The sequence below is a fragment of the Candidatus Baltobacteraceae bacterium genome, from assembly GCA_036559195.1.
Lineage (GTDB): Bacteria > Vulcanimicrobiota > Vulcanimicrobiia > Vulcanimicrobiales > Vulcanimicrobiaceae > JALYTZ01.
Genome location: DATBTN010000069.1, coordinates 1 through 24,852 on the forward strand (window position 1 = coordinate 1; position 24,852 = coordinate 24,852).

The following is a 24,852-nucleotide window of genomic DNA, read 5'->3' on the forward strand; positions in this document are numbered from 1 at the left end:
ATAAGCGGAGCTCCGCAAAATGCCAATCCGAACGTTGCGAACCCAGCGACCACGTTCGGTCAGAGCGGCGGCGTCTTCTCGTATGGTTTCGACCCGTTTAACCTCACGACAAGCGGCTCGCCGAGATATCCGGGAAACCCCAGCGTGTACGCACTGCCCTTCTATTCAGGCAGTGGGTCATCGGCAGTAAACTTGCGCTATGTCGGAGGACCGCCGGCGTATCCGTTCTTTAACGACGGGACGTTCCCGCCGTTCTTCGCGGGCTACTCGCAAGGGTTCACGACCTTCAATGCCGCGCCGGTCGCCGGCGCGTACACGTTAGCCGTTTCGGTGGGCGGCGGCAACTCGAACACGGCTGCCCAAACCTTCACGGCTAGTGCTAATCTCGCGAGCACGACGCCGCTTCCGCCGCTGCCGGCACCGACTTTCGTCACCGACGGAGCCGGCGGAGGCAGCGGAACGATCGCGGTTCCCGCAGATCCACGCATAACGGAGACCATGGTCTATTTCGTAGACCGCGTTACCGGCCTCTACTTCGCGATTGGCCCGCTCAAGGGTACCGGTGCGCTTACGTTCACGCTTCCCGACAATCTGGGACCGTGCAGCGGCAGCGGATGTCAAACCGGCTCGAAAGCGACGCCATCGATTAACACGGGCGACACATACCGCGTCTACGGCGCCTCCTACGACTACCCGGCCTTCGAATCGGGGCCGCCGGGGAACGCGCAAGAGAAACCAACCATTACCGGGGCCGGCGGCCAAGCCGATATTACGACATCGGCGCCGTTTAGCTCGACCTACTAATCCGAGAGGACTCGGCAATGAAAAGAGGGAGCGCGGTTCGCCGCGCTCCCTCTTTTTAGTATTATTGACCGTTCGGTGCGAGCACTACTTGCGAAGCCGGATAGTCGAACGTCCAGTTAAAATGACGGAGAAAATCGAGGCCGATCAATCCGTTGTCTTGACCGAAGACGTTTCTCCCGCCAAAGCACAGTGGTGGGTTTTCATATTTGTAAGGACCGATATGCAGCTCTGATGCGAGTACGCACGGTCCGCTTGTCGACGCGCCGTCCCATGCGGTGTAGCCGATGGTTCGAGTCGCCGAGTATCCCAGGTTGCCGCTGCCGCCGCCTTGCCCCTCGGGCTGCGCCGAGCCGTCGAAGGTTTGATCCGAGGCCTTGATCTTGCCGGTATCTCGCAGAGCTTGAGACAGAATGATAAAACCGGCGAGGTCGGTATCGAACGAGGGGCGCGCATACCCGCCTTCGGGCAACGGCATGCTGATGGCCGGAGTTCCGTCGCTCAAGTCTACCGGAAACGAAAACGCCCCAGGAGCGGTCTCCACCTTCGTAGAGTTTGGATCCCCGACGTGCAGCGTTTCCTTAACGAGATCGACACTCACGATCGCGCCGGCGAAAAAATCATAACCTAAGACTCCCGCGATCCGCGAGTCGCTCCGATCTACGATCTTCTCCACGATCACATCGTGCAGGACCGAATTGCCGATCTGCAGCGATCGTACGGTCGCATAGCCCGCGTCGTTAGGATTGCCGATAAACGGCGAGAAATCGCTTTGTCCTCGGTTCTGGACACCGGCGGATGCGGCGAACCGGTCGTATAAAACGATGGCCGGCGTAGCCGTTCCGACCAAGAATATCCCCGAGTGCCCGTTAACCGACGCATTGACACGAATTTGCGGAGTTAGGGAGACGGGGTCCCGGAAGAGCGTTAACGGCACGGCGTCATCGCCGTACGTCCACGTTGCTTTCGCGGCGGGAGGTTCCAGGTCGGAGAGGGCTATCGACGGCGTGACGACGATCGACGTCAACTCGTAACGCGCGCCATCAACGGTCCAGGCCGCGATCGCTTTTTTGCCCGGGGCGATATCGGCGTACTTCAGAATTTCGACGGTGTGGCTATCCGCGGCGGCTGGAGCCACGACGACTCGTAAAAACGCCCCCGTGGATGGATCTTCGTAAATATCCATCGGAGCCGATCCGGCTATCGATGCACGCAATATGCTGGTTGAGACGCCGCGCACCGCGGCACTCCCCACCACGCTCGTGCCGCGCAGCGCGCCCGCTCCTTCGGCACGAACCACATCCAGATCGAGGGCCACTTGTGCCGGGGATCCGAGAAGCGTCGCTGTGAACCCGTTTAAATCCGCATGCCAAACGACCCGGCCCGTAAAGCCCACATCGTCGGTCAGGGAACCTCCTTCGGCAGAGATGCTATCGCGGTATACGAGGCCGTTGCGCGCCTCGCGCAAGGCGTCGGTGGCCCCACGGCCGGTCCGAGTACCCGAAGCTTGCCAACTGGAAAGCGCGGCGTCGCCGCTCTTCCAACCCACAAAAGACGCGTGCTTAGCCAGAAGCGCTTGCGCGTCGTCGGCGAAGGCGACGGCCGGAGCACAAATCGAGACACCTAGGACCAACGCCGAGAACGTTGCGAAAAAAAAGTCTTTGCGCATAAAACACCCCAATGCGAAGCAGGCTGTGGCCGGAGCAGACGTTCGTATCCGTTTTGTGCGGCGGGGTTGGACACCTGGCCCGGCGCGGGGGCTTGCCTACGTTCGCAACGCAATAAGGACGACGCCCGCGAGTGCCGCGCCGACGCCTATTTTCTGGACGATCTGCAGGCGTTCTTTGAGCACGACGCGCGCCAAAAGCACCGTGCTCGCGGGATAGAGTGACGTTAAAACGGCCGCGATGGAAAGATACCCCGCGTAGGTCGCAAGCACGTACAACGCGTTTGCGGTCATATCGATAGCGCCCGCCAGCGCGATTAGCGGAAGAGTGCCGTTGCGCGGAGCCATGCTCCGCCGCATCACGAGAGCCAGCAGAATCAAGAAACCGACCGACCCGATGCGCGCGCCGACCAGCGGATACAGACCGGCGTGTTTGCCGGCCAGCGCGAGGAAGGTGTAGAAGCCGCCGAGCACGATCCCCGACGCAATCGCCTCGCGTACGCCGGCCGTCGAGAACTCAATGCGCCCGTCTTCTTCAGTCGATAGTGAGATCATCACGACTGCGATTAACGCGATCCCGATGCCGACGATCTGAAACGTTGAGAGACGTTCGCCGCGAAAAACGCCGATAACGACCGGCAACGCAGCGGCAAGAACCGCGGTGATCGGCGAGACGACGCCCATTTTCCCGATCGAAAGCGCGTGATAGAGCAGCGCGAGCCCAAGCCCACCGCACACTCCGCTCAACAAACCCCACCCGTAGGCCGCCGGCGTCGCGTGCCCTGGAAACAACGGCAGTATCGCGAGCAAGAGCGCGAACCCCACACCTTGCGAAATAACGGCGACGGAAAAGATCGACGTGCGGCGCGTCGCGAGCCCGCCGCAGAAATCGGCCGAACCGTAGAACGCCGCCGCAAGTAAGCCGAGAACGATCGCATTCACCGCGTTACGACACCCTTCGCGTGGACAAGCTCATGCTTCGACAAGCTCAGCATGACAAAATAGAGAGCCCCTCTTTGTCATCCTGAGCCTGTCGAAGGACGCCGTTGCGGACAAACACGGGCCTCGCGACAGGCTCAGCATGACAAACATTACGTTTGCGTTGGGTCGAGGGCGTCGCGTAGGCCGTCGCCGAGGAGGTTGAAGCCGAGGACCATGAGCGTGATCGCGACGCCGGGAGCGACCAGCGTCCACGGTGCGGAGAGCCAGTAGTCGCGCGCGTCGTTGAGCATCGCGCCCCACTCGGGTATGGGCGGGCGGGCGCCGAGTCCGAGGTACGAAAGGCCGGCGGCCTCGAGTTCGGCGGTCGCGACGCCCAGCGTCGCCTGCACGAGCAGCGGCGCCATGATGTTGGGTAGCACGTGCCGCACGAGGATGCGCGGGGTCCACGCGCCAACCGCGCGGGCCGCCTCGATATACTCAAGATTCTTTATCGCCAGCACCGACGAACGCGCCAGCCGCGCGTATTGCGGAACGTACACGATACCCACGGCGATCATCACGTGGTCGATGCTCGGGCCCAGGATCGTGGTGATGCCGATCGCGAGAATGATCGACGGAAACGCGAGCATCACGTCGACGATCGCCATGACGGCGTCGTCGACTTTACCGCCGAGATAGCCGGCGAACACGCCGAGCAGCGTTCCGATCGAAATCGCGAGTCCTACGGCGATGAGCCCGATTCGAATCGAAATTCGCGCGCCGTAGACGATCCGCGCAAACATGTCGCGGCCCAGCTTGTCGGTTCCGAGCCAATGCGCGGCGCTCGGATGCAGCGATTGATGCGCTAAATCTTGCGCGAGCGGATCGGCATGGCCGACGAGCGGGGCGAAGACGGCCGCGAGCGCGATAAACGCAACGATAGTAAGCCCGACGAGCGCACCGGGCGAGCGGCGCAGCCGCCGCCAGACGTCGCCGCCGTAAGAGCGCGACGCGGGCGCGATATTCTCGGCAGCCGCGAGCAGCGAAACGTCCAAGCGTGCCTAAGCAACGACCAGCTTGGGATGGTGTTTGTGAAAAAGAGTTCGGTTCTGATACCCGCGCGCGATCTGCGTGAGCTTGAACTCGCTCCAGATCCCGCCCATAAGGGCCAGACCGGTCGGCAGACCGTTCTCGCCGAAGCCATTCGGAATGCTCGTCGCGGGAACGCCCGCGAGATTCCCCGGCGTTCCCGCCTCAACGTTTCCCGGATACTTCGGGTATGCTTTGTCGAACGGCAGGCCGACCGGATAGGCTACGGTCGGCAGCGTTGGAAAGACGACGGCGTCGTAGGGCTCGAGCGCGCGTTTCACGTCGGCGTCGATGAACGCGCGCCGGCGCATCGCATCGATGTAATCGACCGCGAGCGTCGCGAGGTAAGGATATCCGCCGGTGCGATCGTCGACCGATTGCAACTCGCGCGATCGTCCGCTCTCGAGCAATCCGCGAAATGCCGAGGCGCATTCCCCCGCGATCAATGCCTCGAAAACCGCGCCGTACGGGTGGTGCCCGGGTAATTCAAAGCCTTCGCTCACGTCGCAAAATTCGCGCAGCACGTCGACCGACGCGTCGAAGTTTTTCACGACGGCCGGTTGGGATTTCGCGGTCGCGTTCTTGAAGATTGCGATCTTCGGGCGGCGGCCGCGAATGGTGGCCGCCGGCGCGTTTGCTACCGACGTCCGATCCTGCGGATCGTGACCCGCAATCGCGCGTAAGACCAGCTCGGTATCACGCGCCGAGCGACACATGGGGCCGAGCTTATCGGAAGTCCACATCAAAGCCATCGCGCCATGCCGGCTCACGCGACCGTAGGTCGGACGCAGCCCCGAAACGCCGCAGAACGCGGACGGAACCGTGATCGAACCGTTCGTTTCGGATCCGATCGCAAAGCCGACGAGTCCGGCCGCAACCGACGCGCCCGGACCGCTCGAACTGCCTCCACTCCAGAAATCGCGATTCCACGGCGTTCGCCCGGGGCCGGTGAACGATGCATCGGCGTCGTTGTAACCGAATCCGCCGGCGAGTTCGACCATCGCGAGTTTCGCGAGCAGCACGGCGCCCGCATCGTGCAGTTTCTTGACAACGGTTCCATCGTAGTCGAAAACGCGATCGCGATACGGCGCGGCACCCCACGTCGTCGGTGCGCCGACGGCCGCGAGTAGGTCCTTCACGCCGTAGGGAACGCCGTGCAGCGGTCCGCGCGAGCGGCCGGCGGCGAGTTCGCGGTCGGCGGCTTTCGCTTCGCGCAGCGCGCGTTCGTGCATCACGGTCACGACCGCGCCGTACGTTTTTCCGTAGCGATCCAGGCGCGAGAGATAGAGCTTCGTGAGTTCGACCGACGAAATCTTACGCTTCGCAATGAGCCCGTGCAGATCGGTCGCGTCGAGAAAGGCGACCTCGTCGCCGGTCATGTGTTCACCTCGAAGCTTACGACGGGTTCGTCGCCGTTCTTGAGGAACGCGCCTTTCGGGTTGATGCGTTTCCCGAGGCCCTGCAGCTCATCGATGTTTTGAGCGATGCCCTCGAGCTCCTTATCGGTGAGCTTCGGATCGTAGCGACGCATCTGCGCCGCGAAAGCGCGCGCGAGTTCGGATGCTTTGGGAGAGGCTTTTGGCGAGGGCGAGGGCATCGGCGAGGGCTGCGCGCCCCGCGCGCCCGAAGGCGCCGATGCAAAGAGCGCGCCGACGGTAGCGGCGCGCGCGATAAAGTCCTTGCGAGTTCCCACGAACGTCCTCCACGACGAAGTGCGAAAGTTAGACTTCCATAACCACCGGAATGATCACGGGCCGGCGTTTCGACCGGTTGTAGATGGCCTTCGCCAAGCCGCTGCGGATGTGCTCCTTGACCGTGTTCGTGTCGCGGATGCCTTCAACCGAACAGCCCGTGATGATGCGGGTAACTTCGGTGCGCAGTTCTTCGATCACGCCATCGGATTCCGGAATGTAAAACACGCCGCGCGAGATTAAGTCGGGACCCGTCGTGATGCGCGCCTCTTCGCTATCGATGCCGACCACGACCATCATGATGCCGTCGCCCGCGAGCGCGCGGCGATCGCGCAGGACCGCTTCGCCGATGTCGCCGACGCCCGACCCGTCGACGAGCACGTTGCCGCCGTAGGTCTTGCCGATCTTGTCTCCATAGTCGTGCGTGAACTCGAGCACGTCGCCGTTTTCGACCACGAAGACGTTGGGCGACTCGACGCCGGTGCTCACGGCGAGTCTGCCGTGGTGCACCAGCATCCGGTATTCGCCATGCACCGGAATGAAGAACTCGGGCCGCACGAGGTTGAGCATGAGCAACAGCTCTTCTTGCGAGGCGTGACCCGAAACGTGCGAACGTCCGTCGGTACCGTGTACGACCGTCGCGCCGAGCTTGTAAAGGTTGTTGATCGTCTTGTAGACGCTCTTCTCGTTACCGGGAATCGGCGTCGCACTGATGACGACGGTATCGCCGGGAACGATCTTGAACTTTCCGTGATCGCGGACCGACATCCGCGTTAGCGAGGACATCGGCTCGCCCTGCGAACCGGTCGTCATCACGACGACTTTCTCGGGCGGGTATTCGTCGACTTCCTCGATGCGGATCGTCTGACTCGCCGGAACTTTCAGGTAGCCGAGTTCCGAGGCGAAGTGAACGACGTTGGTCAGCGAACGCCCGAGAAACGCGATCTTGCGGTCGAACCGAATCGCGTGATCGATCACCTGCTGTACGCGCGGAACGTTCGACGCAAACGACGCGACGACGATTCGGCCCTTCGCGCGGGTGAAGATGTTCGTGAAGGCTTCGCCGACGATGCGCTCCGAGAGCGTGTGCCCGGGCCGTTCGGCATTCGTGCTGTCGGAGAGCATGCAGAGCACGCCCTCTTCGCCGATCTTGGCGATCGCCGCGAAATCGGCGGGCTGGCCGTCGATCGGCGTCTGGTCGAACTTGAAGTCGCCGGTGTGAAAGATCGTCCCGACCGGCGTGCGCAGCGCGAGCGAACACGCGCCGGCTACCGAATGATTGATGTGAATGAATTGGGCGTCGATGCTGCCGTGCTTGATGCGATCGCCCGGCTTCACCGTAACGAAGTTGACCTCGCCCATCTTATGCTCGCGCGACTTCGCTTTGATCAGCGCGAGCGTGAGCGCCGTTCCCACGACCGGCACGTTGAATTCGCGAAGCAGATAGGGGATGCCGCCGATATGATCCTCGTGGCCGTGTGTGACGAGGATCGCGCGGAATTTATCCGCCCGTTCGCGCAGGTAGGTAAAATCGTTGATAACGATATCCACGCCGAACATCTCGTCGTCGGGGAACATCAGCCCGCAATCGACCGCAACGATGTCGTCGTTGGTTTCGATCAGCGTCATGTTGCGCCCGATCTCGCCACAGCCGCCGAGCGGAATGACTCGAACGTAGGGGGCATCGGGCGGCGCGGGGACGGTCAGGGTGTCGACGTTCAAACTGCTTCTTCTACTTTATTGACGGATCGGTGGGAGTGAACGGAGCCTCTAAGGAGGGCTCCATGCCTATCGTTTACCGCGCCGCGGTGGCGCTAACCTCGCTCATCTTACTCGGCACGTCTGCTTGGGCCTCAGACAAACGTGCTTTTACCGGTCACGCCCGCCAAGCCCGCGCCCGGCCCGCGCCGGTCTGGGGAGAGGACCTTTATAGCCGGAGAGCCCTGCGCCGTGCCCGTACCATTCTCGAGCTCAAACTGCTAGAACTGCGCAAAGAACGCCTCGATCGAGTCCGCCAAGCAATCGAGCACCACATCCCAATCGACCAGCTGCTTGATGACAAAAACCTGACACCCACACGCTTCGACAAGCGCATGCTTCGACAAGAAGGGGGACCCCTTGTCATCCTGAGCTTGTCGAAGGACGGAGCTTGTCGAAGGACGGAGCTTGTCGAAGACGGTTACAGCAACGTGAGGTAGGACAAAGGCTCGGCACCGCCGGAGCATGAAACAAGCCTGCGCCGCCATCGTATAAACGCATGGCGCGTTCTATTACTTCTATCGTCATAATGAAGAGGTAGTTCATGGGTGTTCAGGCCGTAGAGCCTCGCAAAGCTAACGGCTTAGCGACGGCTCTCAATGTCATTGCCTCTCCGAAGGAAGCCTTCGAAACGCTGCGCGACATTCCGATGTGGGGCTGGGCGTTCATCATCGCTATCGTTCTGGGGTTGATCGGCATGCTGCTGGAGGGACCCGCGAGCCGTCACGCCAGCGTCGCGTTCCTAGCGCACATGCAACAAACCAATCCCACGTTTGCGGCTATGAGCGACGCGGTCAAGCAAAAACAACTCCACGACGCCGCCAACCCTCCTGCGTGGCAGCAAATCTTCGGCTTCGTTACGCTCATCTGCGTGACGCTCATCACCGCTCTGCTCAACGCCGTTCTCTTGCTGATCGGCAACGCCATCGGCCGCGGCCAAGCGGACTTCAAACGTCTGTGGTGCGCGTCGATGAACATCGCCGTGCCGACCATCGGCATCGCCGCGGTCGTTCTGGGCCTCATCACGCTTTTGCGCGGCGCGGACTCGTTCAATTCGATCGGCGACTTGGCCCACGCTCTCCCGGGTCTTGGGATGCTCGCCCCCGGCATCACGGGTCTACTGGGCGGATTCCTCAGCGCAATCACGATCTTCTCGATCTGGGGTCTGTTTCTCAACGCCGGCGCCCTGCAAATTATCGCGCGCACGTCCAAGGGGTTGGCTTACGGCGTCGCCATCGTCATCCTGGTTCTCGGCGCGCTCATGCAGGGAGCGAGCGCTGCGCTTTTCCATTTCTAAGACCGGCATGAACGCACGATTCGTCCGGCGGCTGCTCCTGGGCGGCGCCGTTTGTCTGCCCTTCGTTCTCGCCGTCCCGGCAAGCGCGGCGACCTCGGGAATGTCTCTTGCCGAGGCCGTGCGCTACGCGCTCGCGCACAGCCCGGCCGTCACCCGGCAAGAAGCGGTCGTGGCCCAGGCTCACGACACCTACATCAAACAGCGGGCGGCAACGCTGCCGCCCGTAACCGCGCAACTGCAAAACACGTCCGATAAATCGAACAACCTTCAGGGGAATTTCGCGCAGGTCGGACTTCGCCAGCAGTCGGTCTTCAGTCAGAACACGGCGCAGATCGGTACGCAATATACGCTCTATACCGGCGGCCTTTCGGTCCTGCAAAAACTCGTCGCCGCTGAGCAGCTCGATTCGGCGAAGGCCGATCTGCGCAAGATTCAAAATCAGCTCGCCACCGATGCCACCACCGACTTCTACGCGATCGCCACCAAGAACAACACGGTCGAGGTCGACCGGGGCGATGTAACCTACAAGCACGCGCTCGTGCAGATCGCGCAGGCCAAGGTCAACGCGGGCGTCGCGGCCGCCGTCGACGTGCTGCAGGCGCAGGCCAACGAGGCCCAGAGCCGCTCGACGCTCGTCGCGTCGGCCAACGACGCGCAGAGCGCGCGCGACGCGCTCGCCCAACTGATCGGTGCCCCACTCGATACCCCCTTCGCCGTTCCGCAGCTGGTGGCGCAGCCGCCGCTTCCGGCGCAGCCGCTCGACGCACTCATTGCGATCGCGCAGGCGCACCGGCCGGACGTCGCGTCGTCGAAGGACGCGCTAAGCGTCGCGCTGCTCGATCGAAAGACGCTCAATCAGGATCTCTTCCCCACGGTGCAGTTCGCGGCCCGATTCGGCAACCAATTCACCCCAACGAGCGCCGGACAAACCTCGATCTGTACGTTCGATCCCAAACTATGCGGTGGAACGAGCACCGCGGCGGCGCGCGGAAATCCCGGTTTTTGGGAGCTGGGCGCAACGAGCACGTTTTCGCTGCCGCTTATCGACTACGGCTTACGCAAGGCCAACCGCGAGAATTTCGACCAGCAGATCGCGTCGGCGCGCAGCACCCTCGACCAAACCGACGAGCAGGTCGCCGTCGACGTGCGTCTGGCCTATCGGGCCGCACAGACGGCGCTGGCCCAACTGCGCTACACGCAAATCGAGGTAAAGGCGGGCGTCGAATCGGCCCGCGTCGCGCGTCTGCAGTATCAAAACGGCCTCAAGGCGCTCTCCGATGTGATCTCCGCGCAGCAGACGGGGCTGACCGCCCAGATCGACTACTACAACGCGCGCGTCAACTACGTGGACGCGATCGTCAAACTTCGCGTCGCCCTCGGTATTTACGATGCCGAGAGCGCCGTCGCCGATTTAAGGTAGAGCATGAAGAGGATTCGCAATCTCGTTTTAATCGTCGTCGGGCTCGCGGCAGTGGTCGCGATCGCGGTCTTTTCCGGGCACCGCGGCCAGACCGACCCAGCGGTCGCGACCCTCAAAGTCGCGCGTGGTTCGTTCGTCACGAAGCTGCCCGAAAACGGTATCGTGCAACATCCGCGCGCCGCCACCGTGCCGACACTCGTTTCCGGAAACATCGGCTCGATCTTCGTAAAGCCGGGTGACTACGTACGGGGCGGCGCGCTTCTCGCGACCATCGACAATCCGACGCTCGAATCCAACGCGGCGAGCAGCGCGGCCGACTACCGCCAGTCGCAGGCCACGATCAACGACGCGCGTATCAATTCGCAAAATCAACACGTTCAATACGACGCGCAAGTCGCGACCGCCCAAAGCAACCTTCAAGAGGCCGAGCGCGTCTACGATGCCGACTTGAGTCTCTACAAGAACAAGGCGATCGCGCGCAACCAGCTCGACACCGACAAGGCGAAGCTCGAGCAGCAGCGAGTGATTTACAACCAGGCGGTGCAACAGCGCCGCATCGGCGCCGTGACGGGTTACGGACAGAACAGCGTGCAGATGGCGCAGACCGCCGCCCAAAAGGCCGCGATCGCCAGTCAACTGGCGCAGCAGCAAGTCGGTTTCACGCGTATCGCCGCGCCGTTTGCCGGAATTATTCAAAGCGTCGCGACGCAGGCGACGGATCCGCTGACGTCGCTGCACTCCGGCGACCCGGTCACCGCGGGACAGGCGCTCTTCACGATCGCTGAAGGCGACCAGCTGATCGTGAAGGCTCAAGTCGACGAGCAGGACATCATCAACGTCGCGGTCGGCCAGAAAGCCAACGTCACCGGCCAAGACTTCCCGGGCAAGACGATTTCCGGGCACGTCGCTTCGATCTCGCCCGTCGCGATCAAATCGACGGATGCATCGAGCACGGCTCGCCAGATTCTTACGACGATTCACCTCGATAGCGTGCCCGCATACCTGCGCGACGGCATGAGCGTAGACGTCGACATTTTCACGACCGACATCAAAAACGCGCTGCTCGTTCCCAACGGCGCGATCGTCAAGGACAAGGGCAAATCGTACGTGTGGGCGGTGCGGTCCGGCGTCGCACGCAAAGTGCGCGTCACCACGAGTAAATCGAACGATACGCAAACGATTCTCACCTCGGGCATCGGCACCGGAGAGCGCATCATCAGCGCGCCGGCCGCCGATTTGAAAGCTGGAGCGAAGGTGCGAGTGCAGCCATCGGCCATGCCCTCACCGCAGGCGACGTGACCCGGATCCTCGCCTACGTCGCCGAAGCGGCCGCGTCGCTCTGGCGCAACCGCGTCCGCTCGATCCTAACCGTTCTCGGCATGATCATCGGCACGTCGTCGATCATCACCGTCTTTGGGATCAGCAAGGGCGCGACCAGCGGCATCTCTGCGACGTTTGCGTCGTTCGGGTCGCTCGGAATCAGCATCCTCGTCGATCCGACGCAAGATTACCCGGCCCAGGCGCAGATTCACTATCGCGACGCGGCAACGGTGGCTAACGCGCTCGGCTCCCTTGCCGCGCAGGTCATGCCGTTTTGGCAACGCGACTACCAAGTCGCCGTGGGCACTATTCGCGACTACTATCCAATCGTGTCGGACGGTGCGTACCATCCCGATCGGCTCGTCATGAGCGAGGGACGCAAGATCGATGCGACCGACCTTGCATCGGGAGCGCGCGTCTGCGTGCTGACCTCGGGGCTCGCTCAGAAGTTTTTTCACGGGGCGCCGGCCGTCGGGCAGATCGTTCGCATCAACGGCGGACGCTACACCGTCGTGGGGGTCTACGCGAACGTTCAAGGGTCGTTTTTTAATTCACTGATCGGCGCCGACTCGATCGCGATCCCATTTACGGCCTTCAACCGGATGAATCCGGGGCCGGCCGATCAAATCTTCATCTATCCGGCACCGGGGGCCGACTCCGCGCAGGTCGAGCGCGTCGCGATCGCCGCGCTCCAGCACGTTCATAGCTCGCGCGCGAAGTACATCAGCTCCGACAACTCGGCATCGATCGGCACCTTCGAAAACGTGCTCAACATCGTCGGCGTCGCCCTGTCGGCGATCGGCGGTGTGGCTTTGGTCGTGGCGGGAATCGGCATTATGAACATCATGCTCGTTTCGGTCTCCGAGCGCACCCGCGAAATCGGCATTCGCAAATCCATCGGCGCGAGCCGCGGTGACATCGCGCTGCAGTTTCTCATGGAAGCCGTGCTTCTCGCGCTGATCGGCGGCGGCACGGGGATGGGACTCGGTTTACTCGCAACGATCGGTGCCGCATCGCTCATTAGCGCGCAGCTGGGAGCGGTGCTGATCCCGTATCTGCTCATCGTCAGCATCGCGTTGATCTTCTCGATCAGTATCGGAATGATTTTCGGCACCTATCCGGCGCTGCGGGCGGCTCGCATGGATCCCATCGAGGCGCTGCGTTCGTGATCTATCTCGAGGAAGCGCTGCGGGTGCTCTTTGCCAACAAGGTTCGCACGCTGCTCACGATCACCGGACTGATCATCGGCGTGGGCGCCGTGATCGCCATTCAGGTGCTCGGCGCGAGTATGGCCACCGCGGTCAACGGCGCGCTGGGAAATCTGGCGGACAATTCATTTATCGTGAGCCCGAGTCAGTTCCAAGGCGATTTTCGCAAGGCGGCGATCAAGATAAGCGATATCGCCGACGTCGTGCAGAACGTTCCGAACGTGATACAAGGGTTACCGGCCGGCGGGCAGCGCGTGCTCGTCCAGCACGAACACGCCCAAGCGCGCTATCGCCTCTCGCCCGAGTCCGATCACCCGTTCGATAACTCGGCGACCGCATACGGACGCAAATTCGTCGCGGACGATCTGGTCGCCGCTGCGAGCATCTGCGTGCTGACCAACCGCGCGTACGCGAAACTCTTCCCGAGCGGCGGCGACCCGATCGGGCAGAGCGTCTACGCGGGCTTGCATCGCTACGTCGTAATCGGCGTCCTCGCGGCGCCTAAACGCGGCCTGCTCAACACCAACTTTACGGGCGACCTCATGATCCCGTACACGACCTACACGAAGCAATACATTCACGGCGGACTTGCGTTCGGTGCGCGCTTCGTCGTTGCCGATCCCTCGAGCATGAGTCTCACCGAGATCGCCGTCATGAACGAGATCAAGAAACTTCATGGCAATCCCAAAGGCCTGCAGTTCCAAACCTTCGATAAATCGCTGATTACCGGCGGCATCAACGGCATCTTTAAAGTACTCACGCTCATCGTCGCGCTCATCGGCGCCGTTTCGCTGCTCGTGGCCGGCATCGGAGTGATGAACATCATGCTGGTTTCGGTCACCGAGCGCACGCGCGAAATCGGCGTTCGCAAAGCGATCGGCGCGAGACGGGGGCAGGTCTTGGCCCAGTTTTTCATCGAGGCGCTCTTGCTGTGCGGACTGGGCTGCTTCATTGGAATGATCATCGGTCTGAGCATCGGCTCGATCGTAAATCACGTTGCGATCGTGAAGCTTAACGGCTCGGTACCGCCGCTTCCATGGATTCAATCGCTCGTTACCACCGCAACCTTCATGATCGTCGTCACGCTCGCGTTCGGAACGTATCCGGCGTATCGGGCCGCCGGTCTAGATCCCATAGAAGCGCTCAGATATGAATAACGACACGACCGTCATCGATATCCGCGACGTTACGAAGACCTACCGTAACGGATCGCTCGAGGTACAGGCGCTCTCCGGCGTAACCTTCCATATCGATCGCGGCGAGTACGTGGCGATCATGGGGCCTTCGGGGTCCGGCAAGTCGACGCTGATGAACGTGCTCGGCTGTCTCGATCGCGCGACCACCGGAAGCTACTATCTCGACGGCGTCGACGTCTCCGGACTCGACGACAACGCGCTAGCCGAGATTCGCCTCAAAAAGTTAGGCTTCGTTTTCCAGGGTTTCAATTTGCTCGCGCGCACCGATGCCATCAAGAACGTGGCTCTGCCGCTCTTCTACGCAGGCGTGCCCGGACGCCAGCGCCAGGCGGCCGCCCTGGAACAACTGGTTGAAGTGGGCCTCGGCGACCGCGGACACCACAAGCCCAACGAGCTCTCGGGCGGCCAGCAGCAGCGGGTCGCCATCGCGCGGGCGCTGGTCAATAATCCGGCCGTTCTGCTCGCCGACGAGCCGACGGGAAACCTCGATTCGAAGACTAGCGTCGACATTTTGGGCCTGTTCGAGAGCTTGAATGCCCGCGGACGTACTATTATTATGGTGACACACGATGAAGAAGTGGCCTCGCACGCTCGCCGAATCGTGCGCCTGCGCGACGGTTTAATCATCTCGGACGCCCCGCCGCAACGGATCCTTAAGAGAGACTGAGCAACGGGGGCGCGACTTTTTCACGTTTTCCGGGTATGTACGAGCTAGTTTGCTTTAGCGCCTAGTGTTGAGAGGTACGTTGAAAAACCGCGTCATGCCCACGGCGATCGTCGCTGTAGTGGGCGCCATAATCGGATCGTTTCTTATGATGCTCTACGCGAGCACGCACTTCGCCAACGTGGCTGGCCCGGGTCACTCGCTGCCGGCGGTCAGCGCGGCTCCGCTTGCGGGCGGCGGCAGCGATCAGGACCGCATCGTCACGGCCGTAAAACGCGTGTTGCCGTCGGTCGTATCGATCGACGTGGTCATCAACGGCGTCCAACAGGTTCCGGTCGATCCCTTCGGCCAGTTCTATCAAAACGTCCCCTACAAAGCGCGCGCATCCGGTTCGGGCTTCGTCATCTCCAAGGACGGCATGATCGTTACCAACGCGCACGTCGTTACGGGCCCCAACGGCCAGCCCGATAAAAAAGTAACCGTGGTCTTCAAAAACGGCGATCGCGTCTCGGGATCGGTCTATGCCGTTAATCCCGCAGTCGACGTGGCGCTCGTTAAAGTCGACTACGCGAAGCTCCCGCCGCCGCTTCAATTGGGCGATAGCTCCAAGCTCGAACTCGGCCAATGGGCGATCGCCGTCGGCGAGCCCCTTCAGCTTCAAGATACCGTCACGCTCGGCGTCGTCTCCGGTTTCAATCGCGACGAAGTGGGCGGTGGCCAGGATACGGCGGCGCGCCGCTTCAGCGGCCTGCTGCAGACGTCCGCGCCGATCAACCCCGGCAACTCCGGCGGCCCGCTCGTCGATGTCAACGGCGACGTGATCGGCATCAACCAGCTGACGGCGCAGTCCGCGCAGAACATCGGCTTCGCGATCCCGATTAACTTGGTCAAACAGGCGGTCGAGGGGCTCGAGAAGCATCCCGGTAGCTTCAACGGCCCGCTGGTGACCTATCTGGGGATCTATTCGGGAACCGTCAATAACAACGTCCGCCAGCAGCTCAACTACCTGGGCGGCGGCATCGTCATCGCGCAAGTGGTCCCGAACTCGCCTGCCTCCAAGGCCGGCCTGGCGGCGGGGGCCGTGATTCAAGCGGTGGATGGCACGCGGATTTCCTCCGAGGAGCAGTTCAAGAAGATCATCGACGCCCACAAGGCCGGCGACCGCCTGAAACTGCGCGTCTGGTTCCAGGGCGAGGTGCGCGACCTGACCGCAACCCTCGGCTCGCAAGGCTCCGGAAGCCAGAACATCGTCCAACCCCCAGCCGGCAGCGGCCCGTAAGGGCGTCGGCAGGCTCCGTCCTTCGACAAGCTCAGGATGACAACATAAGGGGTGCCTTGGCCTAGTGGGGCGAGGGGCTTGACTTGTCATGGTGAGCTTGTCGAACCACGGGCCTTCGACGGGGGTGGTGCAACTTTGGGGTGGGGTTATCTGTCTTAAATAGTGGAACACATGCGGGTCGTTAGCGTACTATAGACGGCACGCAACTATCCTTGAGCGTCGTAAGCGGCAAGGCTTAGTACGTGGGGTATAACACCCTGCGGAAAAGCTGGTCCTGGGGCTCGGAAAGAGGTTAATACTACATGGCTAAAGTGGTCGGAATCGACCTCGGCACGACCAATTCGGTCGTCGCCGTTATGGAAGGCTCATCGCCTACCGTTATCGCTAACGCCGAAGGGTCGAGAACGACCCCATCGGTAGTGGCCTTCACTAAAACCGGCGAGCGCCTCGTCGGACAACTGGCAAAACGTCAGGCAATCACCAACCCCGACCGCACGATCTCGTCGATCAAGCGACACATGGGGACGGATTTCCACGTCAAGATCGACGGCAAAGATTACACGCCGCAAGAGATCTCGGCGATGGTGCTGCAAAAGCTCGTGAACGACGCGAGCAACTATCTCGGCGAGCGGGTGACCAAAGCGGTCATCACCGTTCCCGCTTATTACAACGACGCGCAGCGTCAGGCGACCAAAGACGCCGGCAAGATCGCCGGTCTCGACGTACTGCGCATCATCAACGAGCCGACCGCAGCCGCGCTCGCGTACGGTCTCGATAAAAAAGGCAACGAGACGATTCTCGTTTGGGATCTCGGCGGCGGCACGTTCGACGTCTCGATTCTGGAAGTCGGCGACGGCGTCTTCGAAGTGAAGTCGACCAACGGCGATACGCACCTAGGCGGCGACGACTACGACCATCGCATCGTCGAATGGCTCGTTGCGGAGTTCCGCAAAGAGCAAGGCATCGACCTCACGCCCGATAAGCAGGCCATGCAGCGACTCACCGAAGCGGCCGAAAAAGCCAAGATCGAGCTGAGTTCGGTGGTGCAGACCAGCATCAACCTGCCGTTCATCACGGCGGATCAAAACGGTCCCAAGCACATGGACGTCACGCTCACGCGCGCGAAGTTCGAAGAACTCACCGCCGATCTCACCGATCGTTGCGTGGCGCCGTTCAAGAATGCGCTGGCCGATGCGAAGATCGACGTTTCGAAGATCGACGAAGTGGTCATGGTCGGCGGCTCGACGCGCATGCCCGTGATCCTCGAACTCGTCAAGAAACTCGTTGGAAAAGAACCCAATCTCACCGTCAACCCCGACGAAGTCGTCGCGGTCGGCGCCGCGATTCAAGCGGGCGTACTCGGCGGCGAAGTCACCGGCGTCGTTCTGCTCGACGTAACTCCGCTCTCGCTCGGTCTCGAAACCCTGGGTGGCGTCATGACGACGCTGATCGAACGCAACACCACGATTCCGACGAAGAAGTCGCAGGTCTTCACCACGGCCGAAGACGGTCAGACCTCGGTGGACATTCACGTGCTGCAGGGCGAGCGCCCGATGGCTCCCGACAACAAAACGATGGGCCGCTTCCGGCTCGAAGGCATCCCGGCCGCACCGCGCGGCGTGCCACAGGTCGAAGTCACGTTCAACATCGATGCCAACGGCATCGTGAACGTCGGCGCGAAAGATCTCGGCACCGGTAAGGAACAGCAGATCACGATCACATCCTCGACCAATCTCAACAAAGACGAAGTCGAGCGCATGGTTCGCGACGCCGAAGCTTCGGCGGCTGCCGATAAGGCCAAGAAGGAAGAGGCGGAGATCCGCAATCAGGCTTCGAGCTTGATCTACTCGACCGAAAAATCGCTCAAAGAGGTCGGCGAGAAGCTCGACCCCGGCGCGCGCGGCGAAGTCGAGACGGCGCTTACGGAGTTGCGTACGGTCAGCGAGAACGGCACGGCTGCCGAGATCAAACCGGCCGTCGAGAAACTGCAAGCCGCTAGCTACAAGATGGCGGAGCTGCTCTATCAGAAGACCGCGGCGAACGCCGAAGGCGGCGCCGGTAACGGCGCGACCAACGGTGCCGCATCGGAAGACGGCGCCGAATCGAAGCCAACCGAAGACGTCATCGACGCCGAATTCAAAGAAGCCAAATAAGCCACTCCCCCAATGTCATCCTGAGCTTGTCGAAGGACAGAGCCTGTCGTCGTTCGACAAGCTCAGCGTGACAAAACGGGCGAGGCTTATTCCCGTTAGGAATAGAGATGATTGAAGACCAGACACGCAGCGACGAAACGGGGCCGGAGAGCAACGGCGAAGCTTCTTCTTCCGTGGAGACCATCGACGTAGAGGCGCAGCTCGCCGCGGCGAACGCCAAAGCCGAAGACAACTACAACAAGTTCTTGTTGGCCATGGCCGACTTCGAGAATTACAAGAAACGTATCGAACGCCAATTCGCCGAGATTGCCGTCTCCGGGCGCAAGAAATTGCTCGAGCAATTCCTGCCGGTTATCGACAATCTCGAACGCGCGCTCGGCTACGAGGGTGAGAGCGGCGACGCGTTGCGCGGAGGCGTGCAGCAAACGCTCAAAGGCTTCGACGCCGTCCTTACGAGCGAAGGCGTGCGTTCGTTCAGCGTGAAGGGTCAGCCGTTCGATCCCGCAGTTGCCGAAGCGATCGGCACGCAGCCTGCCGAGGGTCTCGACGACGATACCGTTCTCGAGGAAGTTCAACGCGGCTACCGCCTCGGCGACGATCTTCTCCGCCCCGCGAAAGTGATCGTCGTAAAGAACGGCGACTAGCTTGAAGTACAAAGACTACTACGAGATCCTCGGCGTTCCGAAAGGCTCCGCCGAGAAAGACATTAAGTCGGCGTACCGCAAACTCGCGCGCAAGTGGCACCCCGACGCGAATCCCGAGAATCCGAAGGACGCCGAAGAGAAATTCAAAGAGATTTCCGAGGCATACGAAGTATTGGGCGATCCCGAGAAGCGCCGCAAATACGACGTACTCGGCAGCGATTGGCAGCGCGCGGCGCAACAGGCCGATCAGCAGCGCCGATATCGCACGCAGCAGGGCGAGACGTTCTACGACTTCGGTCCGGGCTTCGGCGGCGCGGATGCCGGAGCCGGCGCGAGCGGGTTCTCGGACTTCTTCGACATGTTCTTCTCGGGAATCGGGCGGCGCGGTGCCGCTCCGCAAAGCGGCTTTACGCAGCAGCAGCAGCGAGGGCAAGACTTGGAGACGACGATCGAGTTGTCGCTACGCGATGCATACGAAGGCGGCAAGAAGTCCGTATCGCTGCAGGTTGAAGACACGTGCCCGCGCTGTCGCGGCACCGGCACCGATCGCGGCGGCCTCTGCCAGCAGTGTCACGGCACGGGCCGGCTGCTCGCGACGAAGAAATTCGAAGTGACGATTCCCAAAGGCGTCACCGAAGGGCAGCGCATTCGCTTGGCCGGTCAGGGCGGTGCGGGCCTCGGCGGGGCGCGCGGCGGCGATTTGTTTTTAATCGTAAAACTGCTCGACGACCCGACGTACAAACGCAAAGGCGACGACTTGTACGTCGATTTGCCGGTAAGCGTGTACGATTTGATTCTCGGGGCCGAGGTGCAAGTGCCGACGATGGCCGGCAACGTAACGATGAGCATTCCGGCCGGCACGCAGAATAACCGGCTCCTGCGCCTCGCGGGCAAAGGCATGCCGAAAGTGCGTAACGGCGGCGCCGGCGACGAATACGTCCGCCTCATCGGCCAACTCCCGCAAAGCCTGACGGACAAAGAGAAAAAGCTCTACAAAGAACTAGCCGCCCTCCGCAACGGCAAAAAACCCTAACGCCCTTCGACAAGCTCAGGATGACAAAAAAAAGAGAAGTTTCCCCATTTGTCATCCTGAGCTTGTCGAAGGACGAGCTTGTCGAAGGACGGGGTGAGCTTGTCGAAGGGGCGGCTCGGGGTGATGAGGCGCGCGGCCTCGAATGAGCGGGTCTGCCGAAGTGAGGAGATGCCAATGATTAAAGAGATCGCCTTTGTCGCGTATCCCGCGAATGACGTGGGTGCGCTGATTCCGTTTTATCGCGATACGCTGGGGCTTAATCTTACGTCCACCTACGACGAGGAAAACAAGGCGCAGTACGCCGAGTTTAACGTCGGACAAAACGGCTGGTTCGGCTTGATGAACAAGGATTGGGTCGATCGACCGGCCGGCAGCGGCGTCGGCGTGGCCTTCGAAGTCGACGACATCGAAGCGACCGTTGCCGAACTGCGCGGCAAAGGCATCACCGTCGCAGACGTCTACCCGACGCCGGTTTGCAAAGTCACGTCGTTCGAGGACCCCGAAGGCAACAAGGTCACCCTCCACCAAAGCACGCTCCCGCATTAGCCGTACGGGCGTATGATTGGCGGCGGTCACGGGCTGATGTGGTCGAGCATGTATCGGCCGGATAAGCCTCAGGTTCGCAAGCGCGTCGACTGGAAACGCATCGGCGCTCTCTTTGCGCCGTACTGGCGTCAGGAAGTCGTCGTGCTTCTTTGCATGATCGTCGCGGCGCTGCTCGGCCTCGTTCCGATTTACGTCACCCGTCACATCATCGACATCGCTATCCCGCAGCGCAGCCTCTCGATGCTCGGCGTCGATGTGGGCATCATCATCGTCGCCGCGCTGATCGCCGCCGGCGTCGGCGTCCTGCAAGGATACCTCAACTCGGTCGTGGGCGAAGGGATAATGCGCGACATTCGCACGAACCTCGCGGCCCATTTGCACAAGATGCCGATCGCGTTCTTCACCGGAACCAAGACCGGCGAGATCATGAACCGCGTGAGCAGCGACGTCGACAACATCGACGGCGTCGTGACGGGAACGTTGACGACGATCGTCACGAACGTCCTCTTGATCGTGACGACCGTCGTTGCGATGTTCTTCATGAATTGGCGCCTTGCGCTGCTCTCGATCGTCATGGTGCCTTTGATGATCGCTCCGCTCGGCCCCGTTGGCCGGCGCATGTACGACATTCGTAAGCAAACGCGCGAGAAGCGCGATGAGATCGAATCGATCACTCAGGAAACGCTCTCGATCTCGGGCATTACGCTCATCAAATCGTTCGCGCGCGAAACTTACGAACGGGCCCGCTTCTACGACGTCGGTACGAAGCTCATGGGGCTCGAAGTCAATCTCGCGATGGTCGGCCGCTGGTTCCTCGCTTCGATTACGGCCATGGTCGTCATGGGGCCGGCGATCGTTTGGTTCGGCGGCGGTTGGCTCGCGATCGCCAGCGGGATCACGATCGGAACGATCTACGCCTTCGTACAATTCATTCAAGGGCGGCTCTACGGACCGGCGGCGGCGCTCGCCGGCATTCAGGTACAAGTCATTAGCGCGCTTGCGGTGTTCGAACGCATCTTCGACTATCTCGACATGACCACCGAAGAGTACGAACCGCCGGGCGCCGTCGCGCTGCCGAATGTCGCCGGCGACATTCGCTTCGAAGACGTACATTTTTCCTATAACGCCGACCGCACCACGCTCGACGGCGTGAGCTTTCACATCGAGCCCGGTCAGGTTGCGGCATTCGTCGGCGCGTCGGGCGCGGGCAAGACGACGATCACGCAGCTGGTTCCGCGCTTTTACGATCCGCAGGCGGGGCGAGTGCTGGTCGATGGGTACGACGCCCGTACCGTTACGCTCGAATCCTTGCGGCGCGATATCGGAATCGTCTCGCAGGAGACGTATCTCTTCCACGATACGATCGAGAACAATCTTCGCTACGCTAAACCCGACGCGAGCGACTCCGAGGTTCGCGAGGCCGCGCGCAACGCCAATATCGACGCATTCATCTCGACGTTGCCCGACGGCTATCGCACGATCGTCGGCGAACGCGGCCACAAGCTCTCGGGCGGCGAACGCCAGCGGCTCGCCATCGCGCGAGTCCTGCTGAAAGATCCGCGCATTCTGATTCTCGACGAAGCGACGAGCGCGCTCGATTCGCACAACGAAACGGCGATTCAAACCGCGCTCGAACGCTGCATGCGCGGCCGAACGAGCCTGGTCATCGCACATCGCCTTTCCACAATTCTCTCGGCGAACGTCATCTTCGTCGTCGAGCACGGCCGCATCGTCGAACACGGCACGCATGCCGTGTTATTGGCACGCAACGGCGCGTACGCGCGCCTCTACCGGGAGCAATTTCGAGAAGAATCGCGAACCGTCGCGACATAGCCCAATGAATCGCCCCTTCTTCCTCCTCGTCGTCGCGACGCTGGTGACGGAGTTTGCCTGCAATCTCCCCACCGGTGCGATGCCGCTCGCCCTCTTGCACGATGGAGCGAACGCACCGCAGGTTGCCCTTGCGATGGGCGGCGGCATGTTCGCGCAATTGCTCGGCAGCGTGCCGGTCGGTGCTTTGGTCGATCGGTTTGGCCGGTTGCTCACGATCCGCGCGGCCGTCATCTTGATGGCGCTCTCGAGCTTCGGTCTCGCGTTCTTGCACGGCCCAATCTGGGGCGGCCTCTTCATGGCGCTGCGCGGATTCTCGATGATGGCGTACGTAACGGGTGAGTTCGCGTATGTGATGGAGATCGTGCCCTCCGAGCGCTCGGTCTCGGCCGTCTCGACGTTGGGGATGATTGCCAATCTCATGTTCGCATTCGCACCGGCGATTGCGGTCGCGCTCTGGCACAACGGAATCGGCCGCGAGCAGTTCCTGTACGGTGCGATAGCGACGGCGGCCGGCGGCGCGGTGCTCTGGCTCTTGCCGGCCCGGCACGACGTGAGTTCGGCGAAGCGCTCGCGACCGATTTTGATGCGCTCGGTCTGGTTGCCGGCGATGCTCTTTCTTGCGGCCGCCGCGTTGCAGAGCGGCGTGAACGGCGCGATTGCCGTGCTCACGTTCACGCATCGCGGCCTCGCCAACGGCGCGCTGATCTTCACCTCGATGGCGCTGTTGACGTTCGCGTTCCGTTATCCGGCGGGACGTTTCGTCGATCGGTATGGTCCGCGCATGATGGCGGTGCCGGTCGTGCTCGCGCAGATCGTCGGCTGCGTGCTGGCGGCGCGGGCGTATACGCCGGCGGCCGTTCTGCTGGCGGGCGCGTTTCTGGGGATCGCGTGGTCGGCCGTCGTGCCGGTGGGGGTGGGGCTCTTCTTCGAGCAAAGCAGTCGCCGCACGCGCGGCGTCGCCATGGGTGCCTATAATCTTTCGTTTGCGATCGGAACGTCGACCGGAGCGCTGCTCGCAGCCGTGATCGTAAAACTCGGCTTCGACTATTCGCTCGCGATCGCAATCTGCGCGATCGCGCCGTCGCTAGCGGCGCCGTGGCTCTTCTTGACGACCCGCGCGCGCAAATTCGCCGGCTAAGCAGACTACCCGAAATGAGGGATGGTTCTTTACGCTCATCGACGTTATCGTAGTACGTAGGACGCAACCGGAGTAACGCATGCATGCTAACGTCGCCCTCGAACCCATTCCCACGCGGCAGCCGCCGCTCGGAACGCTGATCGTTTTCGATCGGTGCTATCGTCTCGTCGGCGTGCACGGCGTGGATTCCACTGGGTGGCAGCCGCTACGATCGCAGATCGAGAGCGGCATTCGGGCGCTGACCGCGCACTGGAACGCTAATCCCGCAAGCCAGAACGAGTCCAGTTTTCTCGTGTCGGCGAAGCTCGCGGTGCACGTCTTCCCGCTGCGCGGAGCGAACGGCTATCGAATCGGGGCCCACGTAGAGGCCTACCGCCGCCGGGCGACGCCGCTCGAACGCGCCGACCAGCTCGGCCTGCGCCCGTCGGAATATGAATGCGTGCGCCTGTTCGCTAGCGGCCTACAGATCGACGAAATCGCCTGGCAGCTCGGTCTCGACGAGCCAGCCGTGGCCACGATTTTCGAGGAATTACAGCGCCGGTTCGACGTTTCGACCGCCATGGCTATGGTGGCGATCGTAGCCGGGGCACCGCGCCGCGAGTCCAATAAACAGAATGCATCGAATGGACCAAGGAGCATAGACCTTCGCTGACAACCTAGCATGGATGAACCCGGCCTTATAGGTCGGGCCGTAGCTACGTGTACCGCCTCGCGAAGGGGAAATCTCCTTGATCGAGCCGATGGAATTGGCAGAAGCCCGCAACGAAGATCGTATGCTCTCGATTCTCAAACGTCGTGCGAAGCCGCGCGTCGTTCTGCTGGACCAGAACCTGTCGATCGCGTTCGCGCAAGCCGATGCCATCACGTTCCTCTCGGCCTATTCGCCGGCGCCGCACGCCGAAATCAATCGACTCCCCGCAGCGCTCGAAGCGGCCGTACGTCACGTGCTCGCGCTTTGGGTGAGCGCCGGCCGCGTCTCCGAAGAGATCGTGGCGCCGCTCCCGTCCGTGTTGTTGCGAGTCAGCCGGCTAGACGGGCCGACCGGCTCGTTCGTCGCCGTCTTTCTGGAAGAACATTCGCGACGCGAAGATCTGGCGAGCGCCGGACGGCGCTTCTCGCTCACGCGTCGCGAGTTGCAAGTGCTTTCGCTCATTTTAGCCGGTGCGAGCGCGGGCGAGATCGCCACGCAGTTGCA

The 24,852-nt window shown here is 61.8% G+C and carries 23 protein-coding genes; 17 read left to right on the plus strand and 6 right to left on the minus strand.

From position 1 onward, the window contains the following. On the plus strand, positions 1-804 hold an 804-nt coding region (locus VIG32_11340; protein ID HEY8298601.1), incomplete at its 5' end, for a hypothetical protein. Positions 805-865: 61 nt separating this feature from the next. Here the strand turns inward: VIG32_11340 and VIG32_11345 are convergent. From VIG32_11345 to VIG32_11370, 6 genes are all read right to left on the minus strand, one after another. Further along, positions 866-2,119: a retropepsin-like aspartic protease gene (locus VIG32_11345; protein ID HEY8298602.1), complete on the minus strand. Its 1,254-nt coding sequence runs from the start codon at positions 2,117-2,119 to the stop codon at positions 866-868. A 447-nt stretch (positions 2,120-2,566) separates the two neighbouring features. Then, complete coding sequence (locus VIG32_11350; GenBank protein ID HEY8298603.1) at positions 2,567-3,409, minus strand: DMT family transporter; 843 nt, start codon at positions 3,407-3,409, stop codon at positions 2,567-2,569. A gap of 149 nt (positions 3,410-3,558) precedes the next feature. Beyond that, complete coding sequence (locus tag VIG32_11355; protein HEY8298604.1) at positions 3,559-4,443, minus strand: ABC transporter permease; 885 nt, start codon at positions 4,441-4,443, stop codon at positions 3,559-3,561. Between the two features lie 6 nt (positions 4,444-4,449). Beyond that, on the minus strand, positions 4,450-5,856 hold the full coding sequence (locus VIG32_11360; protein ID HEY8298605.1) for an amidase: 1,407 nt from the start codon (positions 5,854-5,856) through the stop codon (positions 4,450-4,452). Beyond that, entirely contained in the window at positions 5,853-6,170 is a 318-nt protein-coding gene (locus VIG32_11365) for a hypothetical protein (GenBank protein ID HEY8298606.1), read from the minus strand. Before VIG32_11365 ends, VIG32_11360 begins: the two co-directional genes overlap by 4 nt. Positions 6,171-6,198: 28 nt before the next feature. Continuing rightward, on the minus strand, positions 6,199-7,890 hold the full coding sequence (locus VIG32_11370; protein HEY8298607.1) for a ribonuclease J: 1,692 nt from the start codon (positions 7,888-7,890) through the stop codon (positions 6,199-6,201). A 62-nt stretch (positions 7,891-7,952) separates the two neighbouring features. On the opposite strand from VIG32_11370, the gene VIG32_11375 reads away from it, so the two are divergent. The 16 genes from VIG32_11375 to VIG32_11450 form a co-directional block, all read left to right on the plus strand. Continuing rightward, a complete protein-coding gene (locus tag VIG32_11375) occupies positions 7,953-8,366 on the plus strand; it encodes a hypothetical protein (protein HEY8298608.1) in 414 nt (137 codons plus the stop codon). Between the two features lie 104 nt (positions 8,367-8,470). After that, positions 8,471-9,223, plus strand: a complete 753-nt coding sequence (locus VIG32_11380; GenBank protein ID HEY8298609.1) for a YIP1 family protein — start codon at positions 8,471-8,473, stop codon at positions 9,221-9,223. Positions 9,224-9,230: 7 nt separating this feature from the next. Then, the gene (locus tag VIG32_11385; GenBank protein HEY8298610.1) at positions 9,231-10,643 is read left to right on the plus strand and encodes a TolC family protein; all 1,413 of its coding nucleotides are present in this window, start codon (positions 9,231-9,233) and stop codon (positions 10,641-10,643) included. A gap of 3 nt (positions 10,644-10,646) precedes the next feature. After that, positions 10,647-11,942 carry an efflux RND transporter periplasmic adaptor subunit gene (locus VIG32_11390; protein ID HEY8298611.1) on the plus strand — a complete coding sequence of 432 codons (1,296 nt, stop codon included), beginning with the start codon at positions 10,647-10,649 and terminating at the stop codon, positions 11,940-11,942. Further along, positions 11,939-13,132, plus strand: coding sequence for an ABC transporter permease (locus VIG32_11395; protein HEY8298612.1), 1,194 nt, complete (start codon positions 11,939-11,941; stop codon positions 13,130-13,132). The genes VIG32_11390 and VIG32_11395 overlap by 4 nt, the downstream gene beginning before the upstream one ends. Next, a complete protein-coding gene (locus VIG32_11400; GenBank protein ID HEY8298613.1) occupies positions 13,129-14,328 on the plus strand; it encodes an ABC transporter permease in 1,200 nt (399 codons plus the stop codon). Before VIG32_11395 ends, VIG32_11400 begins: the two co-directional genes overlap by 4 nt. Next, positions 14,321-15,034: an ABC transporter ATP-binding protein gene (locus VIG32_11405; GenBank protein ID HEY8298614.1), complete on the plus strand. Its 714-nt coding sequence runs from the start codon at positions 14,321-14,323 to the stop codon at positions 15,032-15,034. The genes VIG32_11400 and VIG32_11405 overlap by 8 nt, the downstream gene beginning before the upstream one ends. A gap of 118 nt (positions 15,035-15,152) precedes the next feature. Continuing rightward, positions 15,153-16,310: a trypsin-like peptidase domain-containing protein gene (locus VIG32_11410; protein HEY8298615.1), complete on the plus strand. Its 1,158-nt coding sequence runs from the start codon at positions 15,153-15,155 to the stop codon at positions 16,308-16,310. Between the two features lie 302 nt (positions 16,311-16,612). Further along, the gene (gene dnaK / locus VIG32_11415; GenBank protein ID HEY8298616.1) at positions 16,613-18,463 is read left to right on the plus strand and encodes a molecular chaperone DnaK; all 1,851 of its coding nucleotides are present in this window, start codon (positions 16,613-16,615) and stop codon (positions 18,461-18,463) included. A gap of 173 nt (positions 18,464-18,636) precedes the next feature. Beyond that, entirely contained in the window at positions 18,637-19,107 is a 471-nt protein-coding gene (locus VIG32_11420) for a nucleotide exchange factor GrpE (GenBank protein ID HEY8298617.1), read from the plus strand. Position 19,108: 1 nt separating this feature from the next. Continuing rightward, positions 19,109-20,140, plus strand: a complete 1,032-nt coding sequence (locus tag VIG32_11425) for a J domain-containing protein (protein ID HEY8298618.1) — start codon at positions 19,109-19,111, stop codon at positions 20,138-20,140. A 174-nt stretch (positions 20,141-20,314) separates the two neighbouring features. Next, a complete protein-coding gene (locus tag VIG32_11430) occupies positions 20,315-20,686 on the plus strand; it encodes a VOC family protein (protein ID HEY8298619.1) in 372 nt (123 codons plus the stop codon). A gap of 12 nt (positions 20,687-20,698) precedes the next feature. Next, on the plus strand, positions 20,699-22,519 hold the full coding sequence (locus VIG32_11435) for an ABC transporter ATP-binding protein (GenBank protein HEY8298620.1): 1,821 nt from the start codon (positions 20,699-20,701) through the stop codon (positions 22,517-22,519). A gap of 4 nt (positions 22,520-22,523) precedes the next feature. Next, positions 22,524-23,657, plus strand: coding sequence for an MFS transporter (locus tag VIG32_11440; GenBank protein ID HEY8298621.1), 1,134 nt, complete (start codon positions 22,524-22,526; stop codon positions 23,655-23,657). A 79-nt stretch (positions 23,658-23,736) separates the two neighbouring features. After that, positions 23,737-24,309, plus strand: coding sequence for a helix-turn-helix transcriptional regulator (locus VIG32_11445; GenBank protein HEY8298622.1), 573 nt, complete (start codon positions 23,737-23,739; stop codon positions 24,307-24,309). Between the two features lie 76 nt (positions 24,310-24,385). Next, the coding region (locus VIG32_11450; protein ID HEY8298623.1) for a hypothetical protein at positions 24,386-24,852 on the plus strand (467 nt) is incomplete at its 3' end.